Origin of the sequence: Brevibacillus sp. NSP2.1 (assembly GCF_000470975.2) — a bacterium.
GTDB classification, from domain to species: Bacteria; Bacillota; Bacilli; order Brevibacillales; family Brevibacillaceae; genus Brevibacillus; species Brevibacillus agri.
Map to the genome: position 1 here is coordinate 676,146 of NZ_CP048274.1, position 18,855 is coordinate 695,000.

The 18,855-nt window shown below is 54.3% G+C and carries 17 protein-coding genes (1 of these 17 cut by a window edge); 14 read left to right on the forward strand and 3 right to left on the reverse strand.

Features of this window, described 5'->3' with window-relative positions; genetic code table 11:
- Positions 1–73 precede the first annotated feature (73 nt).
- Entirely contained in the window at positions 74–1,774 is a 1,701-nt protein-coding gene (locus M655_RS03295) for a hypothetical protein (RefSeq protein ID WP_035422890.1), read from the forward strand.
- Between the two features lie 67 nt (positions 1,775–1,841).
- Here M655_RS03295 and M655_RS03300 read toward each other — a convergent pair whose 3' ends face one another.
- The gene (locus tag M655_RS03300; RefSeq protein WP_005829896.1) at positions 1,842–2,774 is read right to left on the reverse strand and encodes a flagellar hook assembly protein FlgD; all 933 of its coding nucleotides are present in this window, start codon (positions 2,772–2,774) and stop codon (positions 1,842–1,844) included.
- A gap of 178 nt (positions 2,775–2,952) precedes the next feature.
- Between M655_RS03300 and uvrB the strand changes: the two genes are divergently transcribed.
- The 4 genes from uvrB to M655_RS03320 all read left to right on the forward strand — a co-directional run bounded on the left by uvrB (position 2,953) and on the right by M655_RS03320 (position 8,984).
- Positions 2,953–4,929: an excinuclease ABC subunit UvrB gene (gene uvrB, locus M655_RS03305; RefSeq protein WP_026557526.1), complete on the forward strand. Its 1,977-nt coding sequence runs from the start codon at positions 2,953–2,955 to the stop codon at positions 4,927–4,929.
- Between the two features lie 14 nt (positions 4,930–4,943).
- Positions 4,944–7,811 (forward strand): excinuclease ABC subunit UvrA, encoded by a 2,868-nt coding sequence (gene uvrA, locus M655_RS03310; RefSeq protein ID WP_026557525.1) that lies wholly within the window; start codon positions 4,944–4,946, stop codon positions 7,809–7,811.
- Positions 7,812–7,952: 141 nt separating this feature from the next.
- The gene (locus tag M655_RS03315; RefSeq protein ID WP_026557524.1) at positions 7,953–8,582 is read left to right on the forward strand and encodes an HD domain-containing protein; all 630 of its coding nucleotides are present in this window, start codon (positions 7,953–7,955) and stop codon (positions 8,580–8,582) included.
- 33 nt (positions 8,583–8,615) lie between these two features.
- A complete protein-coding gene (locus tag M655_RS03320; protein WP_005829904.1) occupies positions 8,616–8,984 on the forward strand; it encodes a phage holin family protein in 369 nt (122 codons plus the stop codon).
- 212 nt (positions 8,985–9,196) lie between these two features.
- Here M655_RS03320 and M655_RS03325 read toward each other — a convergent pair whose 3' ends face one another.
- Both M655_RS03325 and M655_RS03330 read right to left on the reverse strand, forming a co-directional pair.
- Positions 9,197–9,805: an accessory gene regulator ArgB-like protein gene (locus M655_RS03325; protein ID WP_005829905.1), complete on the reverse strand. Its 609-nt coding sequence runs from the start codon at positions 9,803–9,805 to the stop codon at positions 9,197–9,199.
- A 15-nt stretch (positions 9,806–9,820) separates the two neighbouring features.
- Positions 9,821–11,164, reverse strand: coding sequence for a sensor histidine kinase (locus M655_RS03330; RefSeq protein WP_286085960.1), 1,344 nt, complete (start codon positions 11,162–11,164; stop codon positions 9,821–9,823).
- A 250-nt stretch (positions 11,165–11,414) separates the two neighbouring features.
- On the opposite strand from M655_RS03330, the gene hprK reads away from it, so the two are divergent.
- The 9 genes from hprK to hisF form a co-directional block, all read left to right on the forward strand.
- Positions 11,415–12,350 carry an HPr(Ser) kinase/phosphatase gene (gene hprK, locus M655_RS03335; RefSeq protein ID WP_005829909.1) on the forward strand — a complete coding sequence of 312 codons (936 nt, stop codon included), beginning with the start codon at positions 11,415–11,417 and terminating at the stop codon, positions 12,348–12,350.
- A gap of 15 nt (positions 12,351–12,365) precedes the next feature.
- Positions 12,366–12,863 (forward strand): acyltransferase, encoded by a 498-nt coding sequence (locus M655_RS03340; RefSeq protein WP_007777925.1) that lies wholly within the window; start codon positions 12,366–12,368, stop codon positions 12,861–12,863.
- Positions 12,864–13,158: 295 nt separating this feature from the next.
- The gene (locus tag M655_RS03345; protein ID WP_007777922.1) at positions 13,159–14,334 is read left to right on the forward strand and encodes an ATP phosphoribosyltransferase regulatory subunit; all 1,176 of its coding nucleotides are present in this window, start codon (positions 13,159–13,161) and stop codon (positions 14,332–14,334) included.
- A 3-nt stretch (positions 14,335–14,337) separates the two neighbouring features.
- Positions 14,338–14,985, forward strand: a complete 648-nt coding sequence (gene hisG, locus M655_RS03350; protein ID WP_005829913.1) for an ATP phosphoribosyltransferase — start codon at positions 14,338–14,340, stop codon at positions 14,983–14,985.
- A 23-nt stretch (positions 14,986–15,008) separates the two neighbouring features.
- Positions 15,009–16,304: a histidinol dehydrogenase gene (hisD, locus tag M655_RS03355; RefSeq protein ID WP_005829915.1), complete on the forward strand. Its 1,296-nt coding sequence runs from the start codon at positions 15,009–15,011 to the stop codon at positions 16,302–16,304.
- On the forward strand, positions 16,304–16,903 hold the full coding sequence (gene hisB, locus M655_RS03360; RefSeq protein ID WP_007777917.1) for an imidazoleglycerol-phosphate dehydratase HisB: 600 nt from the start codon (positions 16,304–16,306) through the stop codon (positions 16,901–16,903). Before hisD ends, hisB begins: the two co-directional genes overlap by 1 nt.
- Position 16,904: 1 nt before the next feature.
- Positions 16,905–17,519: an imidazole glycerol phosphate synthase subunit HisH gene (gene hisH, locus M655_RS03365; protein ID WP_026557522.1), complete on the forward strand. Its 615-nt coding sequence runs from the start codon at positions 16,905–16,907 to the stop codon at positions 17,517–17,519.
- Complete coding sequence (gene hisA, locus M655_RS03370; RefSeq protein ID WP_005829919.1) at positions 17,516–18,265, forward strand: 1-(5-phosphoribosyl)-5-[(5-phosphoribosylamino)methylideneamino]imidazole-4-carboxamide isomerase; 750 nt, start codon at positions 17,516–17,518, stop codon at positions 18,263–18,265. The genes hisH and hisA overlap by 4 nt, the downstream gene beginning before the upstream one ends.
- Positions 18,255–18,855: the 5' portion of an imidazole glycerol phosphate synthase subunit HisF gene (gene hisF / locus M655_RS03375; RefSeq protein ID WP_007777911.1), read on the forward strand. The gene runs 158 nt beyond the window's last position; only the first 601 of its 759 coding nucleotides appear in the window; the start codon lies at positions 18,255–18,257; the stop codon falls past the right edge of the window. Before hisA ends, hisF begins: the two co-directional genes overlap by 11 nt.

An 18,855-nucleotide genomic window follows, 5' to 3' on the forward strand; every position in this document is an offset into this window, starting at 1 on the left:
AAAAACATTTTTCTGAAAAGCTCGTCTGTTCGTAAAACTTACGCCTGGCTGGCGCGTCTACCTTTACGAGGAAATGAAGGGAGTGAGTCATTTGTCCGATCTGAAAAAAACGGTCTTGTGCGTTTTGACTGGGGCGTTAACGGCGACAAGCATAATGGTTGCGCCATTTGCCGGAGCAAGCGCAGAAAAATCGGCCAGTTCTGTACTCGCAGCGAATGCCGAGAGCGCAGTCCCTGCACCTGTTGCCAAAGGGGTGCAAAAATTGGTTCGGCTGTTGCCGGAACTGTCTTCGCGCAAGGTCGTTTACGGTGGCGATGTGGATGGACCAGGTGTCAGCGGCGTAAAAGTGTCTTTTGTGCGGGCGGCCACCGGAACAGCTCAGGGGGAGGACAGCGCGATTTTTGACCGAGCCACAGGGAATTTGCTCCAGTTGGACCTCGTTCCCGCCAAAATGGCAAAGCCAGCATTTCCGACTGACCAGCAAGCGAAAACGCGAGCGCAGACTTTCCTGACAGGCTTGCTTGCTGGAAATACGTATCAGGCGAGAGAAGTGAAGAAGGAAGAAGGCAAACTGACGGTCAGAATGGTTCGCAAAGTGAACAATGTGGTGTTCGACGATGCGTATGACAGCTTTGTCAGCTTCGACGCCGCGGGGCGGCTTGTCGGGTTGCGGATGTTTGACGGGCGATTGTATGAAACCGTGAATCTGGCGGTACTCCCTTCGCCGCAGCGCGTCATTTCCGCAGCGCAAGCAGTGGGCAAGTGGAAGGGACAACGCCCGCTGGAGCTGGTGTACTTGCTGCCGGAGCAGGAGCAAAACAATCAGACGGCAGCGCGTCTCGCCTATATTGTCAAGGATGGAGTCATTTCGCAGGAGCATACCGGCAGTGCCTTGGACGCGTTCAGCGGAAAAAGGCTGGCAGCACCAGTCCAGCAGGCACAAATTTTGAACGTGACCGGGACAGGGGAAAAGTGGAGCGCGCAGACCGAGAACGAGGCCCGCAATTTGCTGCGCATCCTGTTCAAACTCGAATCAGCCAATTTGCCGCTTGCCGTATTGGACGAGAAGTACGATGACGGCCAGGAGCGCCGTTTCTTTATTTGGGGTTACTTCCCGGAGAGTGTCGCCGATGCGGACAAGAAATACCACATCGGAAGTTTTCCGGTAGGGATCAGCCAGGCCCAAAAGCACCATATTATGCTCGAAACCGATGCCAAGACAGGGCGGCTGATTCGTTTTGTCTACAAGCAGGCAGATGAGCAGTGGTCCACCGCCAAAACAGACAAGAGCCGGGATCGCAAAGGGGCGGAAGCGTTGTTGCGAAGACTCGTGCCTTCCGGAAGCAACCAGTTGAGGCTTGCCGATGTCGGCACCGACAAATATACGACGCTGGTGGCCGACCCGCTTATCGGCGGCGTTCCTGTCTACCGGATCGGGCAGATGAAAGAAGAAGGGATGTACACGATTACCGCAAATGCGTGGACGGGCAAGGTCGAGGAAGTTATCGTGAAGCGCCCGGACAACATGGTTTTCCCCGCTCGCGCCAAGGCGATCAATGAACAGGGAGCGATGGAGCGATTGCTGCAAGCCATGCCGCTTGAACTGACCTACATTCACCAAAAGGATCGGCAAACAAGCGCGATGAGCTGGAAGCTTGGCTATGACCTGTCCTTCCGCCAGACCCGCTCGCACTGTTTTTGCGGGGGCGATGTGAAGATAGATACGACGTTGTATGTCGATGCGCTTACGGGACAGACGGTCGTAAAAGAATAGGGACAAGTAAAAAGAAAAAGCCGCACGCTCCAGAGAGAGCAAGTGCGGCTTTTTCGCATAGAAAGGACTAGGCGCTCGCTTCAAACCCGGTGATTTGATTCAGCGCAATTTTTTTGTCATCAGTCAAGACGAACTCCACGACGCCGTTTTTCATGCTGACGGCTTTAATGACACCGTTCAGGCTGTTGTCTATGGTCGAGCCGTCTGTATTGGTTTGCTTTTCCGTATAGGTGATGTTGAAGCCGATCATTTGGGCGTACTGCAGCGAATTGCTCATGACGCTGCTGTCCGGCCTGACGCTCATGCCCACGACCTGATCGAGCTTGACCGTCATGCCGTTATCGAGCGTAAACTGTGTGGCGCCGTCTTTCATGGAGAAGCCGGTGACGACCGCGTTGGCGATTTCATCTACTTTGGTGATGTCGTCTGTGGTCGCCGGATTGCCGTCTTTGTCTACTTCCTTGGTCGTCTTGTACGAGATTTCCTTGCCGATCATGTTCATGAACTTCACGCTGCTATCCAGCGCATTTCCGGTCATGCCTTGCGATTCCAGACCTTTGATGTCCGCGAGCGGAATCGGGGTAGACTCTCCGGCGACGCGGAAGTAGATTTTGCCGCTGTCCATGTAAACGGCGTCGAGCACGCCTTCCTTCGTCTCCGTCGAGGTTTCACCCGTCACCTCGTCTTTGGTCGTGAGGGAGTAGGTGGCGGTGCGGCCGATCAGCGACTCGTACTTTTCCAGCGTCAGCATGCTGTTGTTCGATTGCTCCATCAGCGTCGCCATCTTGGTGATTTTTTCCACCATGGTCATCATGCTCGTTTGCTGGATGAACTGGGAGTTGTCCATCGGGGACATCGGGTCCTGATGCTTCAACTGCTCCAGCAGCAGCTTCATGAAGGCGTTGTTGTCAAGCTCTGTGGTGAACTCCTTTTTACCTTGATAGCTCATATGTGGTTGAATATAAGGATTATTTTTAACGGTGGTTCCGATATCTGACATGTCGATCCTCCCTGAAGGTGGCGAGTCTAACCGTACGTGCTTGTACACTACTACTTATTATCGGTATAATGTGTCGAAGGATGAAGACAAACATTTGTTCGAATTTCGGCTTATCATAGCCGGAATTGTGTTATAATGGAAATAGAAACAGTTATGCAACGAGGAGATGAACGAGGGAATGGACCGTTTTGAATTGGTATCGGAGTATCAACCGTCCGGTGACCAGCCGACCGCGATCGCCGAACTGGTAGCGGGGCTCCAGGCAGGCAAGCGGCACCAGACGTTGCTCGGGGCCACTGGTACGGGAAAAACCTATACGGCCGCCCAGGTGATTGCCCAGGTGAACAAGCCGACACTGGTGATGGCGCACAACAAGACATTGGCTGCCCAGCTATGCGCAGAGTTCAAGGAGTTTTTCCCGAATAACGCGGTGGAATACTTCGTCAGCTACTACGACTACTACCAGCCGGAAGCGTACATTCCCCAATCGGATACGTTTATTGAAAAAGACTCCAGCATCAACGACGAGATCGACAAGCTGCGTCACTCGGCGACCAGTGCCCTGTTTGAGCGGCGCGACGTCATTATTGTGGCGTCGGTATCGTGCATCTACGGCTTGGGTTCGCCGGAAGAATACAAGGAGCTGCTGCTGTCGCTGCGCGTCGGCATGGAAAAAGGACGAGACGAGATTTTGCATCGGCTGGTCGACATCCAGTACACGCGCAACGACATCAACTTTACGCGGGGGACCTTCCGGGTGCGCGGAGACGTCGTGGAGATTTTTCCGGCGTCACAGAGCGAGCAGGCGATTCGCGTGGAGTTTTTCGGAGACGAAATTGAGCGAATTACCGCCATTGACGTGCTGACCGGAGAGATTTTAGGGCAGCGCGACCACGTAGCGATTTTCCCTGCGTCCCACTATGTCACCCGCGAAGAAAAAATGAAGCTGGCCGTCCAAAGCATCGAGGCGGAGCTGGAAGAGCGGCTGGCAGAGCTGCGCGCAGCCGGGAAGCTGCTGGAAGCGCAGCGGCTGGAGCAGCGGACGCGCTACGATATTGAGATGATGCTGGAGATGGGCTTTTGCTCCGGGATCGAAAACTACTCGCGCCATCTGACGGGGCTTCCGGCAGGGCACGCTCCGTACACGCTGATGGATTACTTTCCAGAGGACTACCTGCTGTTGATTGACGAGTCGCACATGACCTTGCCGCAGGTGCGGGGGATGTACAACGGCGACCAGGCGCGCAAGAACGTACTGGTCGAGCATGGATTCCGCCTGCCGTCTGCGAAGGATAACCGCCCGCTGCGATTCGAGGAGTTTGAGCAAAAAATCAACCAGGCGATATACATCTCGGCAACGCCCGGCCCGTATGAGCTGGAGCACTGCCCGGAACTGGTGCAGCAGGTCATTCGCCCGACAGGACTGGTCGACCCGACGATCTCGGTGCGCCCGATCAAAGGGCAAATTGACGATCTCATCGGGGAAATCCAGGCTACGATTGCCAAAAACGAACGCGTCCTCGTCACGACATTGACGAAAAAAATGTCGGAGGACCTGACCGATTACTTGAAAGAAATCGGGATCAAGGTCCGCTACTTGCACTCCGACATCAAGACGATCGAACGGATGCAGATTTTGCGTTCCTTGCGATTGGGCGAATTTGACGTGCTGATCGGGATCAACCTGTTGCGGGAAGGTCTGGACTTGCCCGAGGTTTCGCTTGTCGCTATTTTGGACGCCGACAAGGAAGGCTTCCTGCGCAACGAGCGCTCCCTGATCCAGACGATCGGGCGGGCAGCCCGGAACGCCGAAGGGCGCGTGATTATGTACGCGGACAAGATGACGGACTCGATGAACTCGGCGATTCGCGAGACGGAGCGCCGCCGCGCCATCCAGCTCGCCTACAACGAGAAGCACGGCATCACCCCGCAGACGGTGAAAAAAGCTGTGCGCGAAGTGATTGAGGCGACAAAGGTGGCCGAGGAAAAAGCGGACTATTTGCCACACGCCGATTTCAAGAAGATGCCGAAGAAAGATCGACTGGCTGTCATCGAACGCATGGAAGAAGAAATGAAGGAAGCGGCGCGCAACCTCATGTTCGAGCGTGCGGCCGAACTGCGTGATTTGATTCTGGAGCTGAAGGCGGAACTCTAAGGAGAGGTTTTTTCATGCCATTGGAACATATTGTCGTCAAGGGCGCGCGTGCCCACAATCTGAAAAACATTGATGTAGTGATTCCGAGGGACAAATTCGTCGTATTGACGGGTTTGTCCGGCTCGGGAAAGTCTTCCCTTGCTTTTGACACGATTTACGCAGAGGGACAGCGGCGCTACGTGGAGTCTCTCTCTGCCTATGCCCGCCAGTTCCTCGGGCAGATGGACAAGCCGGATGTGGATTCGATTGAAGGGCTGTCGCCCGCTATTTCCATCGACCAGAAGACGACGAGCCGCAACCCGCGCTCCACAGTCGGTACGGTGACGGAAATCTACGACTATTTGCGTCTTTTGTATGCGCGTGTGGGCAGAGCGATCTGTCCCGAGCACGGCATCGAAATTCAGTCCCAGACGATCGAGCAGATGGTAGATCGCCTGATGGAGTACCCGGAGCGCACGAGAATGCAAATCCTCGCGCCGATGGTACAGGGGCGCAAGGGAGAGCACGTCAAGCTGCTGGAGGACATTCGCAAGCAGGGCTTCGTGCGCGTGCGTGTGAACGGCGAAATTACCGATTTGTCCGAGGACATCAAGCTGGAAAAAAACAAAAAGCACAACATCGAAGTCGTGGTGGACCGCGTCGTCGTGAAGCCGGATGTGCAGTCGCGCCTCGCGGACTCTTTGGAGACGGCTTTGCGCCTCGCGGACGGCAAGGTGATCGTCGACGTGATGGAGCAGGAGGAGCTGTTGTTCAGCGAGAAGCACGCCTGCCCGATTTGCGGATTTTCCATCGGCGAGCTGGAGCCGCGAATTTTCTCTTTCAACAGTCCGTTTGGCGCGTGCCCGGAGTGCGACGGTTTGGGCGTAAAGCTGGAGGTAGACCCGGACATGGTCGTTCCGGATGCGACCAAGACGTTGCATGACGGCGCGATTGGCGCCTGGGAGCCGAAGTCGTCGACTTACTATCAGCAGTTGCTGGAATCGGCTTGCCGCCACTTTAACATTCGCATGGACATTCCATACGAGGAGCTGCCCCCGGAGCAAGTGCAGATTTTGATGTACGGCAGCGAAGGGGAGAAAATCCAGTTCCGCTATGAAAATGAGTTCGGGCAAGTCAGGGAAGCGGTTGTGCCGTTTGAAGGCGTCATTCCGAATCTGCAACGCCGTCATCTGGAAACCAGCTCGGACTACATTCGCGAGCAAATCGAAGGCTTCATGAGCCAAAAACCTTGCCCTGTCTGCAAAGGGCACCGTTTGCGTCAGGAGAGCCTCGCTGTGAAGGTTGGAGAGCGCAGCATTTCCGAGCTGACGACGCTGTCGATTCTCGATGCACACCAGTTCATTAATGAACTGGTGTTGACCGAGCGGGAAGCGAAGATTGCCAACCTGATCGTGAAGGAAATCAAGGCACGGCTCAACTTTTTGATCGACGTCGGGCTGGATTACTTGACTCTGAGCCGGGCGGCCGGGACATTGTCCGGGGGCGAGGCGCAGCGGATCAGGCTGGCTACCCAGATCGGCTCCAGCCTGATGGGCGTCCTCTACATCCTCGACGAGCCGAGCATCGGTCTGCACCAGCGGGATAACGCCCGCCTGATTAAGACCCTGGAGCATATGACCAAGCTGGGGAACACGCTGATCGTCGTCGAGCATGACGAAGATACGATGATGGCTTGCGACTACATTATCGACATCGGGCCTGGTGCGGGTATTCACGGTGGCCAGGTAGTGTCTGCGGGCACGCCGGAAGAAGTGATGAAGGATGAAAACTCGCTCACAGGCGCCTATTTGAGCGGTCGCAAGTTCATTCCGGTCCCGCTGGAGCGCAGAAAGCCTACAGACAAATGGATCAAAATCGAGGGCGCGAAGGAAAACAACCTGAAAAACGTCACAGCGAAAATTCCGCTGGGATTGTTCGTCGCTGTGACAGGTGTATCAGGCTCCGGGAAAAGTACGCTCATCAACGAGATTTTGCAAAAGGCGCTGTCGCGCGATCTGAACGGCGCCAAAGTAAAGCCGGGCGAACACCGCCGCATCGTGGGACTGGAGCATCTGGACAAAGTCATTGATATCGACCAATCCCCAATTGGCCGGACGCCGCGCTCCAATCCGGCGACGTACACAGGCGTCTTTGACGACATTCGCGATCTGTTTGCCTCGACGAACGAAGCGAAGGTGCGCGGTTACAAAAAAGGTCGCTTCAGCTTCAACGTCAAAGGCGGGCGCTGTGAGGCGTGCAGCGGCGACGGGATTATCAAAATCGAGATGCACTTTTTGCCGGACGTGTACGTGCCTTGCGAGGTGTGCCACGGCAAGCGCTACAACCGGGAGACGCTCGATGTAAAATACAAGGGCAAGAGCATCGCTGACGTGCTGGAAATGACGATTGAGGATGCGGTGGAGTTTTTCCGCAATCTGCCGAAGATCGAGCGCAAGCTGCAAACGATTGTGGACGTCGGCCTTGGCTACATGAAGCTGGGACAGCCTGCAACGACTCTCTCCGGCGGGGAAGCGCAGCGCGTCAAGCTGGCCTCCGAGCTGTATCGCCGCAGCACAGGGCGCACGCTGTACATTTTGGATGAGCCGACAACAGGCTTGCATACGGATGACATCGACCGTCTGCTCAAGGTGTTGCAGCGCCTGGTGGAAAACGGCGACACAGTACTCGTCATCGAGCACAATCTGGATGTCATCAAAACGGTCGATTACATCGTCGATTTGGGGCCAGAAGGCGGTACCCGCGGCGGACAGATTGTCGGCACAGGTACGCCGGAAGAAGTGGCGCAATTGGAAGGCTCGTACACGGGAACGTACTTGAAGCCGATTTTGGAAAGAGATAGAGCGAGAACCATGGCCAAGCTGGAACAGTTGGTATCGAAGTAAACAAAGATGGCCTCCCTGGTAAAAGCAGGGGGGCGTCTTTTTCTGTCCAAAACAAGCCGGGCAAGAAAAAGGGAACCGCTAAAAGCGTGGCGAGGCTGCGCCATGCCATGCTCATGCTGGCAAGAGACGGGGGAGAAGAACATGGAATACGTGGCTAAAGCGCTGGCGGCCCTCCCAGCCGATCTGGTGGAGGAAGCGAAAAAATGCTTTGACGGTCAAGACCCTGCACACGATTGGCAGCATAATTTGCGCGTGCTGGCGATGTGCGAGCGGATCGGGGGCGAGGAAGGGGCGGACATGCAGGTGCTGCGCCTCGCTGCTTTGCTGCACGATGTCGGGAGAGCGGAGGAGCGGCAGACCGGGGAGTGCCACGCGGAAATCAGCGCGCGAATGGCAGGAAAATGGCTGCGGGAGCGCGGCATGGAAGAAGAACTGATCGCGCGGGTACAGTCCGTGATCCTCGCCCATCGCTTTCGCAAGGAGCGTCCGCCTGTAAGCCTGGAAGAAAAAATCTTGTTCGATGCGGACAAGCTCGATTCAATTGGCGCTATTGGAGTTGCCAGAGTTTTTGCTTATACTGGGGTTATTGGAGGGCCTATCCAATCCGACGACCCGCAGCAGCATACTCCGCTCAAGGAGTATGACTGGAAGCTGCAGCGCATCAAAGACAGGCTGTTCACCAAAACGGCCCAAGCGATTGCGCAGGAACGGCACGCGTTCATGGTCCGCTTTTTTGCGCAGTGGGAGCGGGAAGTGAAAGGACTCCAGTAGACGCTGGGGAAACTGGCGGAAGGAGGAATGAGGATGATCCGCTGGATAATCAAAATGCTCCTGAACGGAGCTGCCTTGCTTTTCATTAGCAAATGGTTTGCGTCCATTTATGTTGCGAATTTCACCGTGGCATTGTGGGCCATTCTGATTTTGGGTGTCGTGAACACGTTGATTCGTCCGGTGCTGATGTTTTTTACTTTGCCGCTGACGATCCTGACGTTGGGGCTTTTCTGGTTTGTCATCAACGCTGTGACGTTTGCCCTGACAGCCTACTTCATTGACGGATTCGAAGTGGGACCGTGGCCGGACAATATCGGCATCGTCATCGTGGCTGCCGCGCTGATGAGTATTTTTGGCTGGTTGATCGAAATGGTTGTCGGCATGAAAAAAGAGAAAAGGTAGAAAGCATCAAAAAAACCCGCGGACTCTTTCGGGAGAGTTCGCGGGTTTGCTATTGTGGCGGGATTATGCTTGATTGTTAGATTTCTCTTCGTTTCGCATGTGAGGCGGGAGTGGTTCGTACAAGAAACCGACTTTCATAACACCTGCGACGCTCAAAACAGACAGGGCGCCAAAGAAACTGCAAACAGTGGAAAGCACTTTCTTCATGGGTATCATCCTCTCGAAAATGTTTTTTCTAGGAAAGATACAAAGCGAAACGAAACAGGCATGAGAAGCAGAGACTGATAGATAATTGCTAGTATGTAAGTCATAGGTAGCTTATAGGAATATCTTACCAAGAAAAGTGAGAGAATGCAACCAATAACTATCAGTAGAATAGCGATTTTTCGATGCTTTTTCTGGACAGTTGGGTTGTCTGGCATGTATGTATGTTTAGCTGGAGCGTATGTATAATTGATAAATGTTCCTGCCCCTGCAACGAGAAGGATGAGGAGTGGCATGACAGCAACAGAAGCCAGAGAAACATACTTGATAATAGCACCGCCAATAAGTAAGAGCAGGAGTGTCGCTACTAGACAGGACCATGGATTTTTAAAATGAACGCCGCCCGTGAAAAAACGGAGTAGAAAAAAGAAACAAAGGAGAGGGAAGACTTCTCCTAATAAGTTGAATACCGCAGAAACGAGTACGATGAAGAAAAGATTGATGACATTTAGCAAAAAGAGTTCAATTCCATGCGCCAATTGTCCCACGGTGTATGGCGAATCTTCTGTCTTAATCGACCGGGCAATTTTTCCTGACAATTTTTCTGTCCAGGTCATTCGGTTGCCTCCCTGCTAGCGGTTTGCAAAAGAAATGAAAAAACTGGTGATACCATCGGCAGATTTGACTTGAATGTTGCCGTTGTAGCGTTCCGCCACGTTTTTGACGATGGCTAGTCCAAGTCCGCCTTCTCCATTTTTCTTCGTGGTATAGCCCATTTGGAAGATTTCCTGAAGTTGACATTCCGGGATTGTCGGACCGCTATTTTCGATATACAGGAAGTGCTCGTTTTCTGTTTGTCCCCATTCAAGGCGTATGTAGCGATTTTCCTCCAGTTCGTAAGAGGTTGCACGTATGGCGTTGTCCAGCAGATTGCCCAAGATTTTGATTAAATCATATGTTTTGTAGTGCGAGAACTGGCTGATCTCCTTGATTTCCAACGTGAGCGAGATACGCTCAGCCAGACAAACTACCATTTTGGATTGCAGCAAGGAAGCAACGGCAGGATTTTTGATACGCTCCAATACTTGCGAACTGGAATCAGCGGATCTTTCAATCAGGACCGTTTCCTTTAACAGTTGCTCTACGTATTCTTTGGCGTGGCTATGCAGTTCTTTTTTCAAGAATCCATTGATTGCTGTGTAATGGTTCAAAGAATCGTGCTTGATGGAGCGAACGGCGGTAAAGAGATCCTGAATGCTGTTCAAATAAGGCGTTCCGGTTTCTTCTTCTACACGATTGATCGTCAAATTAAGATAAATCCGGAACAAAACCACAATCACGATGAACAAAGCCAAAATGGCTAACTGAAAGAACATTTGAAACTGCGGAGTATACAGCGCAAGAATGGCCGAGTTGTTCTCTCTCAGAAAAAACGACGTGTTCATAAATAGAATGAGCAAAAACTCGACGCTTCCCAGAAGAATTAACAGGAACAAGTAACGATTTAAACGGTTGTGCTGAAATAGCTGATGAATGTCAAATTTGGTTGTTCGCAATACGATAGCGATGGTTAGAAATACGCCTAGATAAAATAAAAGGGCAAACACTGCTAGCATCGTAGTAGACAATATTTCTTCCAGGAATAACTGCTGACTGTTAAAAATGGCGAGAATAATTGATTCGGCAAGAATCATGACGACCAGTGCGATCGTTCCCATAAATACCGATTTGAGAATGTTAAACCGATATAACAGGATCAGGTACGCAGTCATGCATAAAAACATCAATATCACTTTCGGTTGATAAAGCACTTCCAGCAAAGTTAGCAGCTCGCCTGTTAGTGCAAATAGCAGGCTAAATAGAATGGCTTGTTTCTTCTTTTCGAACACCGACAGGTTGAATAAAGCCAAACTAATCGTCAGTAGCAAGAAGGCTTCGGGTATGTCTACGAGTAAGAAGCGAAGTAAAAAATCCAAGGTGTTGCCTCCTCTTTTTGTCCGACATTCGGAGTAAAGCAGTCTATATTTGCACTTTAACTCAGATTTCGCCTGATACCAACCTCATTTTATATCTTATGAAATAACGCGAAAAATGTAAATGATACGACAAATTGCAAGCTTAGGCAAGTTGGGGGTCGAGAGGCAAAGGTTGTCGGAGGCAAGATGGTTTCGATACAATAGAGGCACACAACCGGGGACGGATATCCCAGATAAGGGGGAAGCTTTCATGCGCAAGACAAATGTGAGCCACCTTGTGGATCATTTCAATATGACGATTTTAAGCGGAGAAGAGGGGCTGGGGCGCGAGATTACGGTGACGGATTTGAGCCGTCCGGGCTTGCAGCTTGCAGGCTACTACTCCTACTACGCCGAGGAACGGATTCAACTGTTTGGCTTGACGGAAATCAACTTTTTCCAGACGCTGAACAGGGATGAGCGATTGGAGCGCATGAATTTTTTGATGCAGGGGCAGACGCCGTGTTTTTGTGTGACGCGCAACCAGCCTGTCCCGGAGGAAATGATCGAGGCCTCGAACAACTGGGGCGTGCCTGTGCTGCAATCGCCTTTGGCGACGACGACCTTGGTGGGCAAAATGACCAACTTCCTGGAGAACCGCCTGGCGCCTACTACCACGATTCATGGCGTACTGACGGATATTTACGGGGTCGGCGTCCTGATTATGGGATCGAGCGGAATCGGGAAAAGCGAAGCCGCTTTGGAACTGGTCAAACGCGGGCATCGGCTGGTGGCGGATGATGCTGTCGAAATTCGCCAGACGCAGGCAGGCCAGCTAAGCGGCAGCGCACCTGAGCTGATCCAGCATTTGCTGGAGATTCGCGGCGTGGGGATCATCAATGTCATGACCATGTTCGGAGCAGGGGCTGTCCGCAACGTGAAAAATATTGAGATGGTCGTGCAACTGGAGCTGTGGGAGCCGCACAAAATGTATGAGCGGCTTGGACTGGACGAAGAGACGCTGAAAATCATGGACACGGACATCCCGATCATTACCGTACCCGTGCGACCAGGGCGAAATCTGGCCGTCATCATCGAGGTGGCAGCGATGAACTTCCGCCTGAAGCGGATGGGCTACAATGCGGCGATGCATTTCTCGCGCAAGCAGTCGAACGCCATTCTGGAAGATGCCGATTCAGACTTGTAGGACGGAGAGTGGCGCATGAGGAAGACAACACGTTATCCGGTCCAGGGGCCAAACCCGCTCTGGCAAATGTACCGCACGGTCAGCTTCTGGAAAGTCATGAAAAACTTCATCGTCATCCAGCTTGCCCGCTACACGCCTTTTCCGTCATGGAAAAACTGGATGTACCGCACCTTTTTGCGGATGGAGGTCGGGCAGGAAACGGCAGTGGCGCTGATGGTCATGATGGACACGATGTTTCCGGAGTTGATAAAAATCGGCAAAAACAGTGTGATTGGCTACAATACGACCATTCTCGCCCACGAGTATCTCGTGGAGGAATACCGGCTGGGAGAAGTGCGCATTGGTGACAGGGTGCTGATTGGAGCCAACTCGACGATTTTGCCGGGGGTGACGATTGGGGACGGGGCGATCGTGGCTGCGGGAACGGTGGTCCACAAGGACGTGGCGCCCGGGTCTTTTGTCGGCGGCAACCCGATGCAAGTGATTCGGCCGGGAGGGCTTGAGGAAAAATAGGCTCGCGCGCCGCTGGTCAGGCTTTTGCGGGAGAAAGAAAGAATAAAGGAACGGAGTCCGTTTTGGCGGGCTCTTTTTTATTGGCTTGCAGAGGCGGGGCTGCTGATGAAGCCATTGTAAATGAGAGGTGCTTGCAAGCGTTGTTCGGGGCGCCTATAACCTATAATAAAGAATTTTTCGACTATTCTTATCTCCGTTGACCGTGAGCGGTCTTCGTGGTAATCTTCATCATAACACTTTAGTTTGTTACCATATTAGCAGAGTAAAGTGAAACGGAGCAATGGAGGGAATGACGATGGCGAAGCCGTTGGGATTTGAAAAACCGCTGGGGATGCGGGACATATTACCGGAATCACTGGCGAAGCAACGGCATTTGGAGCGGGCGCTGCGGCATTGTATCGAACGGTGGGGGTACGAGGAAATTTCCACACCGTCGCTGGAGTATTACGATACCGTGGGAATGGCGAGCGCAACGCTGACAGATCGAATGTTTCGCCTGTTGGATAAACAGGGGCATACCGTTGTGCTGCGGCCGGACATGACGACGCCAATCGCTCGCGTTGTTTCTTCTTTATATAAAGATGTACCGCTGCCGATCCGCCTGTTTTATCAGGCCAACGTGTTTCGCGCCCAGGAGAAGGAAGCTGGCCGAAATGCGGAGTTTTTCCAGACGGGGATCGAGCTGATTGGCGACGGCTCTGTGGATGCGGATGCGGAGGCGATCGCGCTGGCAGTTTTTTGTTTGCGGGCGGCAGGCGTGGAGACGTTCCGAATCGCGATCGGGCACGTCGATTTTGTAGACGGGCTGCTGGAGGACGTGGTCGCCGAAGCGGATGTGCGCCAGCAATTCCGCCAGTATTTGCACGAGCGCGATTTTGTCGGCTTCCGCCAATTGCTGGAGACGGTTGCGATTGACTCTGCGGGGAAAAAACGGCTGGACGCCTTGCTTCGTTTGCGCGGCGGAAAAAGCAAAATCGCGGAGGCGCGGGAGCTTGCGGGTGACGGAAAAGCAGGGCGGGCGGTAGAAACGATTGCTTCCTTGTGGGAATCGCTGGAGGCATACGGGGTTACCGAGGATTTGCTGTTGGACTTCAATCTGATTATCAATCTGAACTACTATACAGGCGTTGTCTTTGAAGGCTACGCCGCCGATCTCGGCTCTCCGCTGTTGGGCGGCGGGCGTTACGATCAGCTTTTGGCCCAGTTCGGGCGCTCTGCACCTGCCACCGGGTTTGCGATCAAAATGGATCGGCTGCTGACGGTCACGCCGTCGCTGCGAGGTCAAGCGCCAGAACGCATTTTGCTGCTTTATACAGAAGATCGGCGGCCGGAAGCATTGGCAAAGGCGCAGCAGTTGCGCGCGGACTTCCAGGTGGTCGTGACCCGGCTCGTAACGGGAAAAGCGGAGATAGCGGCAGAGAGCGGGCAAGGCTACAGCAAGGTGATCTGCATGACGGAACAGGAGGAGTAGGAGATGGCGTTTTTCGCAAATGAGCAAAAGCTGACGATTGCCATGCCCAAAGGGCGAATTTTTGAAGAGGCTGTGCACTTTTTGCAGCAGGCGGGTCTGGAGGTAACGGCTGAACTGCAGGATTCACGCAAGCTGGTCATCCCTGTGGAAAATGCCAGGCTCGAATTTATTTTGGCAAAGCCTACCGATGTCCCGACTTATGTGGAATACGGAGTTGCAGACGTAGGCGTGGTCGGCAAGGACGTTTTGCTCGAAGAAGAACGGGATGTCTACGAGCTGTTGGACCTGCAGATCGGCTACTGCCGGATGATGGTCGCCGGATTGCCGGACTGGAAGCCGACAGAAGCGCCGAGAGTGGCGACCAAATATCCGAAGATCGCTTCCCGCTATTTTCGCGAGCAGGGGCAGCAGGTGGAGGTCATCAAGCTGAACGGCTCGGTGGAGCTGGCGCCGATGATCGGGCTTGCGGACAGGATTGTGGATATCGTCTCTACCGGCCGGACGTTAAAAGAAAATGGCCTGGTGGAGCTGGAACATATTTGCGAGATTACGACGCGGCTGATTGCCAACCGCGCGAGCTACCGGATGAAAAGCGAAGCGGTCGATGATATTGCCGGAAAGTTTCTGGAGGTTATTCCAGGCAGAAAATAGAGAGAAGGAGGGGGAGAAGGACCATGCGGATTATGGAAGCGAGTCAGTTTGACGGAAAGCGGTCGGTGGAGTCGGGGACGAGAGAGCAGCAGGAAGCCGTCAGGGCCATTCTCGCCGCTGTTCGGGAGCGAAAAGACGAAGCTTTGCGGGAATATACAGAGAGGTTTGACCGGGTGCGGCTGGAGACGTTTCGGGTGAGCGCAGCGGAGTTTGCCGAAGCGAGCGAGCAAGTCTCCCCGCAGGTCAAAGCGGCTTTGCAGGAGGCGGCGGAAAACATACGCGATTACCATAGCCGCCAGGTGCGCCAGTCGTGGTTTGTGACGAAGGAGAGCGGCACGATGCTGGGACAGTTGATTCGCCCTTTGCAGCGCGCGGGACTGTATGTGCCAGGGGGCACGGCCGCCTATCCTTCCAGCGTCCTGATGAACGCGATCCCGGCCAAAATCGCAGGCGTCCCCGAGGTGGTCATCACTACCCCGCCGGGAGCGGACGGCAAGGTCAATCCGGCGATTCTCGTAGCGGCGCAGATCGCGGGGGTGACGGAGATTTACAAAGTGGGCGGAGCGCAAGCCATCGCGGCGCTCACCTATGGCACGGAACAGATCAAGGCGGTAGACAAGATCGTCGGGCCGGGCAATATTTTTGTCGCATTGGCAAAGCGCGAGGTGTTCGGGCTGGTCAGCATTGACATGGTAGCCGGGCCAAGCGAAATTGCCGTGCTGGCTGATGACACCGCCAATGCGCGTTATGTCGCTGCCGATTTGCTGTCGCAGGCGGAGCATGATCCGATGTCGGCCGCGATTTTGGTCACGCCTTCGCGGGAGTTGGCCGAGCAGGTGGCGCTGGAGGTAGAGCGGCAGCTTGCCGAACTGCCGCGCCAGTCGATTGCTGCAGCGGCGATTCGGGATTACGGGGCGATTTTGCTCGTGGAAAATTTGGACGAAGGGTTCGCCGTCATCAACCGGATCGCTCCCGAGCATTTGGAGATCATGATTGCAGAGCCTTTCGCACAGTTGGGCAAGGTGCAAAACGCCGGGGCGATTTTCCTCGGGCCGTACAGCTCAGAGCCTGTCGGCGATTATTTTGCCGGAACCAACCATGTGATTCCGACTAACGGCACGGCGCGTTTTTCCTCGCCGCTGTCGGTGGATGACTTTATCAAAAAATCCAGTGTCATCTCTTACAGCAAGGATGACCTGGTGAAAAACGGGCCAAAAATCGTGACCCTGGCCGAGCAGGAAGGGCTGGCGGGGCATGGACGCGCCATAACCGAGAGACTGCGCGACTTTGATCGCGAGAAGCAGGAGTGTGACCAGTGATGAGTGATCGTACAATCCGCACAGCAGCTATTGAGCGCAATACAAATGAGACGCAGATCGCCCTTTCTTTTGGCGTAGATGGAGCAGGCGAAAGCAAGCAGGAGTCGGGAGTGCCTTTTTTGGACCACATGCTTGACTTGTTCACCCGGCACGGGCATTTTGATCTGACGGTAAAAGCAAAAGGAGACATCGAAATCGACTACCACCACACGGTAGAGGACATCGGCATCTGTCTCGGGCATTGCATCCGCGAGGCACTGGGCGACAAAAAAGGAATCAAGCGCTACGGAAACGCCTTTGTTCCGATGGATGACGCGCTGGCGCAGGTTGTGATCGACATTAGCAACCGGCCGCATCTGGAGTATCGGGCCGCTTATCCTACGAACATGGTCGGCCAGTTTCCGACTGAGCTTGTGCATGAATTTCTGTGGAAGCTGGCGCTCGAAGCGCGGATCAATCTGCATGTGATCTTGCACTACGGCCACAATACACACCACATGATCGAGGCTATTTTCAAAGCGCTGGGCCGTGCTCTGGACGAAGCGACGACGATCGATCCGCGTGTAAAAGGGGTCCCGTCTACCAAAGGGGTTTTGTAGGATGATAGGCATCATTGATTACGGCATGGGCAATTTGTACAGCTTGAGCAAGGCTTTGGAGCGGCTCGGCTATTCGTATGAGTTCGTTTCTGCGCCTGATCGGCTGCAGGAGTACAGCGGGCTGATTTTGCCGGGGGTAGGCGCTTTTGGCGACGCGATTGCAAACATCAGGAAGCTGGGGCTGGATCGGGCGATTGACGCATACGTCGCTTCCGAACGGCCGATCCTGGGCATCTGCCTGGGGATGCAGCTTTTGTTTGACAAAAGCGAGGAGAACGGCGAAAACACCGGACTCGGCCTGATTCACGGTGAAGTGGTCCGTTTTTGCGGCGACTACAAAGTGCCGCACATGGGCTGGAACCAGTTGCGTCTCCGGCGGGAGCATCCGCTTCTGGAGGGAGTGCGCGAAGGCGAGTACGTTTATTTTGTTCACTCTTACCATGTGCTGTGCAAGCCGGATGTGCTGCTGGCGACGAGCGACTATCATCAGGAGGTCACGGCGATTGTCGGACGTGGCCAGGTGTACGGGATGCAGTTCCATCCGGAAAAGAGCGGAGAGACGGGGATGCGGCTGCTGCGCAATTTTGCCGTTCAATGCGAGGGGGTTTTGGCGTGAGTTTTATCATTTATCCAGCTATTGATATTCGCGGTGGAAAATGTGTGCGGCTGTTTCAAGGGGATTACGCCCAGGAGACGGTGTATGCGGATTCGCCTGTTGCCATGGCAAAGCGTTGGGTAGAGCAGGGGGCCGAGTGGGTGCACCTCGTTGATCTGGACGGGGCCAAGGAAGGAAAGCCGGCCAATGCGTCCATCATCAAGGAAATCGCCCGCACAGTGTCCGTCCCCGTGCAGGTTGGCGGCGGCATTCGGACGGAAGCGCAGATCAAGGACTATTTGGATGCAGGCGTGGCGCGGGTGATTGTCGGCACCGCCGCGATTGAAGACGAGCCTTTTACGAAACGCATTTTGCAGGCGTACGGCGACAAAATCGCGATTGGACTCGACTGCCGCAATGGCCTGGTCGCTACGCGCGGCTGGCTGGAGACAACGGACGTCGCGGCGACAGAGCTGGCAAAGCGGCTGGTGGCATACGGCGCGGAAACGTTTATTTATACCGATATTGCCCGCGACGGCACGATGACAGGGCCGAATGTCGAGGAAATCGCAGCACTCGCGATAGCGACAGGCAAGTCGGTCATTGCCTCTGGAGGCGTGAGTCGGCTTGATGACCTGCTCGTTTTGGCAGGGCATGCAGCAGACGGAGTGTCCGGCGCGATTGTCGGAAAAGCTCTTTACACGGACGCTTTCACGCTGGAAGAAGCGCTGACTCGCATGGAGGGACGTGAGCAGGATGTTGGCTAAAAGAATCATCCCGTGTCTCGATGTCAAAGACGGGCGGGTTGTAAAAGGAGTCCAGTTTGTGGGGCTGCGCGACGCCGGAGATCCGGTCGAGCTGGCGAAGAAGTACAGTGAAGAGCGTGCGGACGAGCTGGTGTTCCTGGATATTTCCGCCTCCCACGAAGGGCGCAAGACGATGGTGGATGTCATCGAGCGGACGGCGGCCAACATTACGATTCCGTTTACCGTTGGCGGCGGCATCAACAGCGTGGAGGACATGAAGCGGATTTTGCGCGCCGGAGCGGACAAAATTTCGCTGAACACAGCCGCTGTGCTTCGTCCCGAGCTTGTTCGCGAGGGGGCGAATGTGTTCGGCTCCCAGTGCATCGTAGTCGCGATTGACGCCAGGTCGGTAGGGGAAGGGCGCTGGGAAGTGTACACGCACGGCGGACGCAACGCTGCCGGCAAAGATGTCGTTAGCTGGGCGCAAGAAGTGGAAGCGCTGGGAGCAGGCGAAATTCTTTTGACCAGCATGGATGATGACGGCGAGAAAAAGGGCTTTGGGATCGAATTGACCAGACGCGTCTCGGAAGCGGTAAACATTCCGGTGATTG

Coding starts and splice junctions, on each gene's coding strand:
- M655_RS03295 (WP_035422890.1), top strand. CDS start 74: ATGAAGGGAGTGAGTCATTTGTCCGATCTGAAAAAAACGGTCTTGTGC.
- M655_RS03300 (WP_005829896.1), bottom strand. CDS start 2,774: ATGTCAGATATCGGAACCACCGTTAAAAATAATCCTTATATTCAACCA.
- uvrB (WP_026557526.1), top strand. CDS start 2,953: ATGGACCGTTTTGAATTGGTATCGGAGTATCAACCGTCCGGTGACCAG.
- uvrA (WP_026557525.1), top strand. CDS start 4,944: ATGCCATTGGAACATATTGTCGTCAAGGGCGCGCGTGCCCACAATCTG.
- M655_RS03315 (WP_026557524.1), top strand. CDS start 7,953: ATGGAATACGTGGCTAAAGCGCTGGCGGCCCTCCCAGCCGATCTGGTG.
- M655_RS03320 (WP_005829904.1), top strand. CDS start 8,616: ATGATCCGCTGGATAATCAAAATGCTCCTGAACGGAGCTGCCTTGCTT.
- M655_RS03325 (WP_005829905.1), bottom strand. CDS start 9,805: ATGACCTGGACAGAAAAATTGTCAGGAAAAATTGCCCGGTCGATTAAG.
- hprK (WP_005829909.1), top strand. CDS start 11,415: ATGCGCAAGACAAATGTGAGCCACCTTGTGGATCATTTCAATATGACG.
- M655_RS03340 (WP_007777925.1), top strand. CDS start 12,366: ATGAGGAAGACAACACGTTATCCGGTCCAGGGGCCAAACCCGCTCTGG.
- M655_RS03345 (WP_007777922.1), top strand. CDS start 13,159: ATGGCGAAGCCGTTGGGATTTGAAAAACCGCTGGGGATGCGGGACATA.
- hisG (WP_005829913.1), top strand. CDS start 14,338: ATGGCGTTTTTCGCAAATGAGCAAAAGCTGACGATTGCCATGCCCAAA.
- hisD (WP_005829915.1), top strand. CDS start 15,009: ATGCGGATTATGGAAGCGAGTCAGTTTGACGGAAAGCGGTCGGTGGAG.
- hisB (WP_007777917.1), top strand. CDS start 16,304: ATGAGTGATCGTACAATCCGCACAGCAGCTATTGAGCGCAATACAAAT.
- hisH (WP_026557522.1), top strand. CDS start 16,905: ATGATAGGCATCATTGATTACGGCATGGGCAATTTGTACAGCTTGAGC.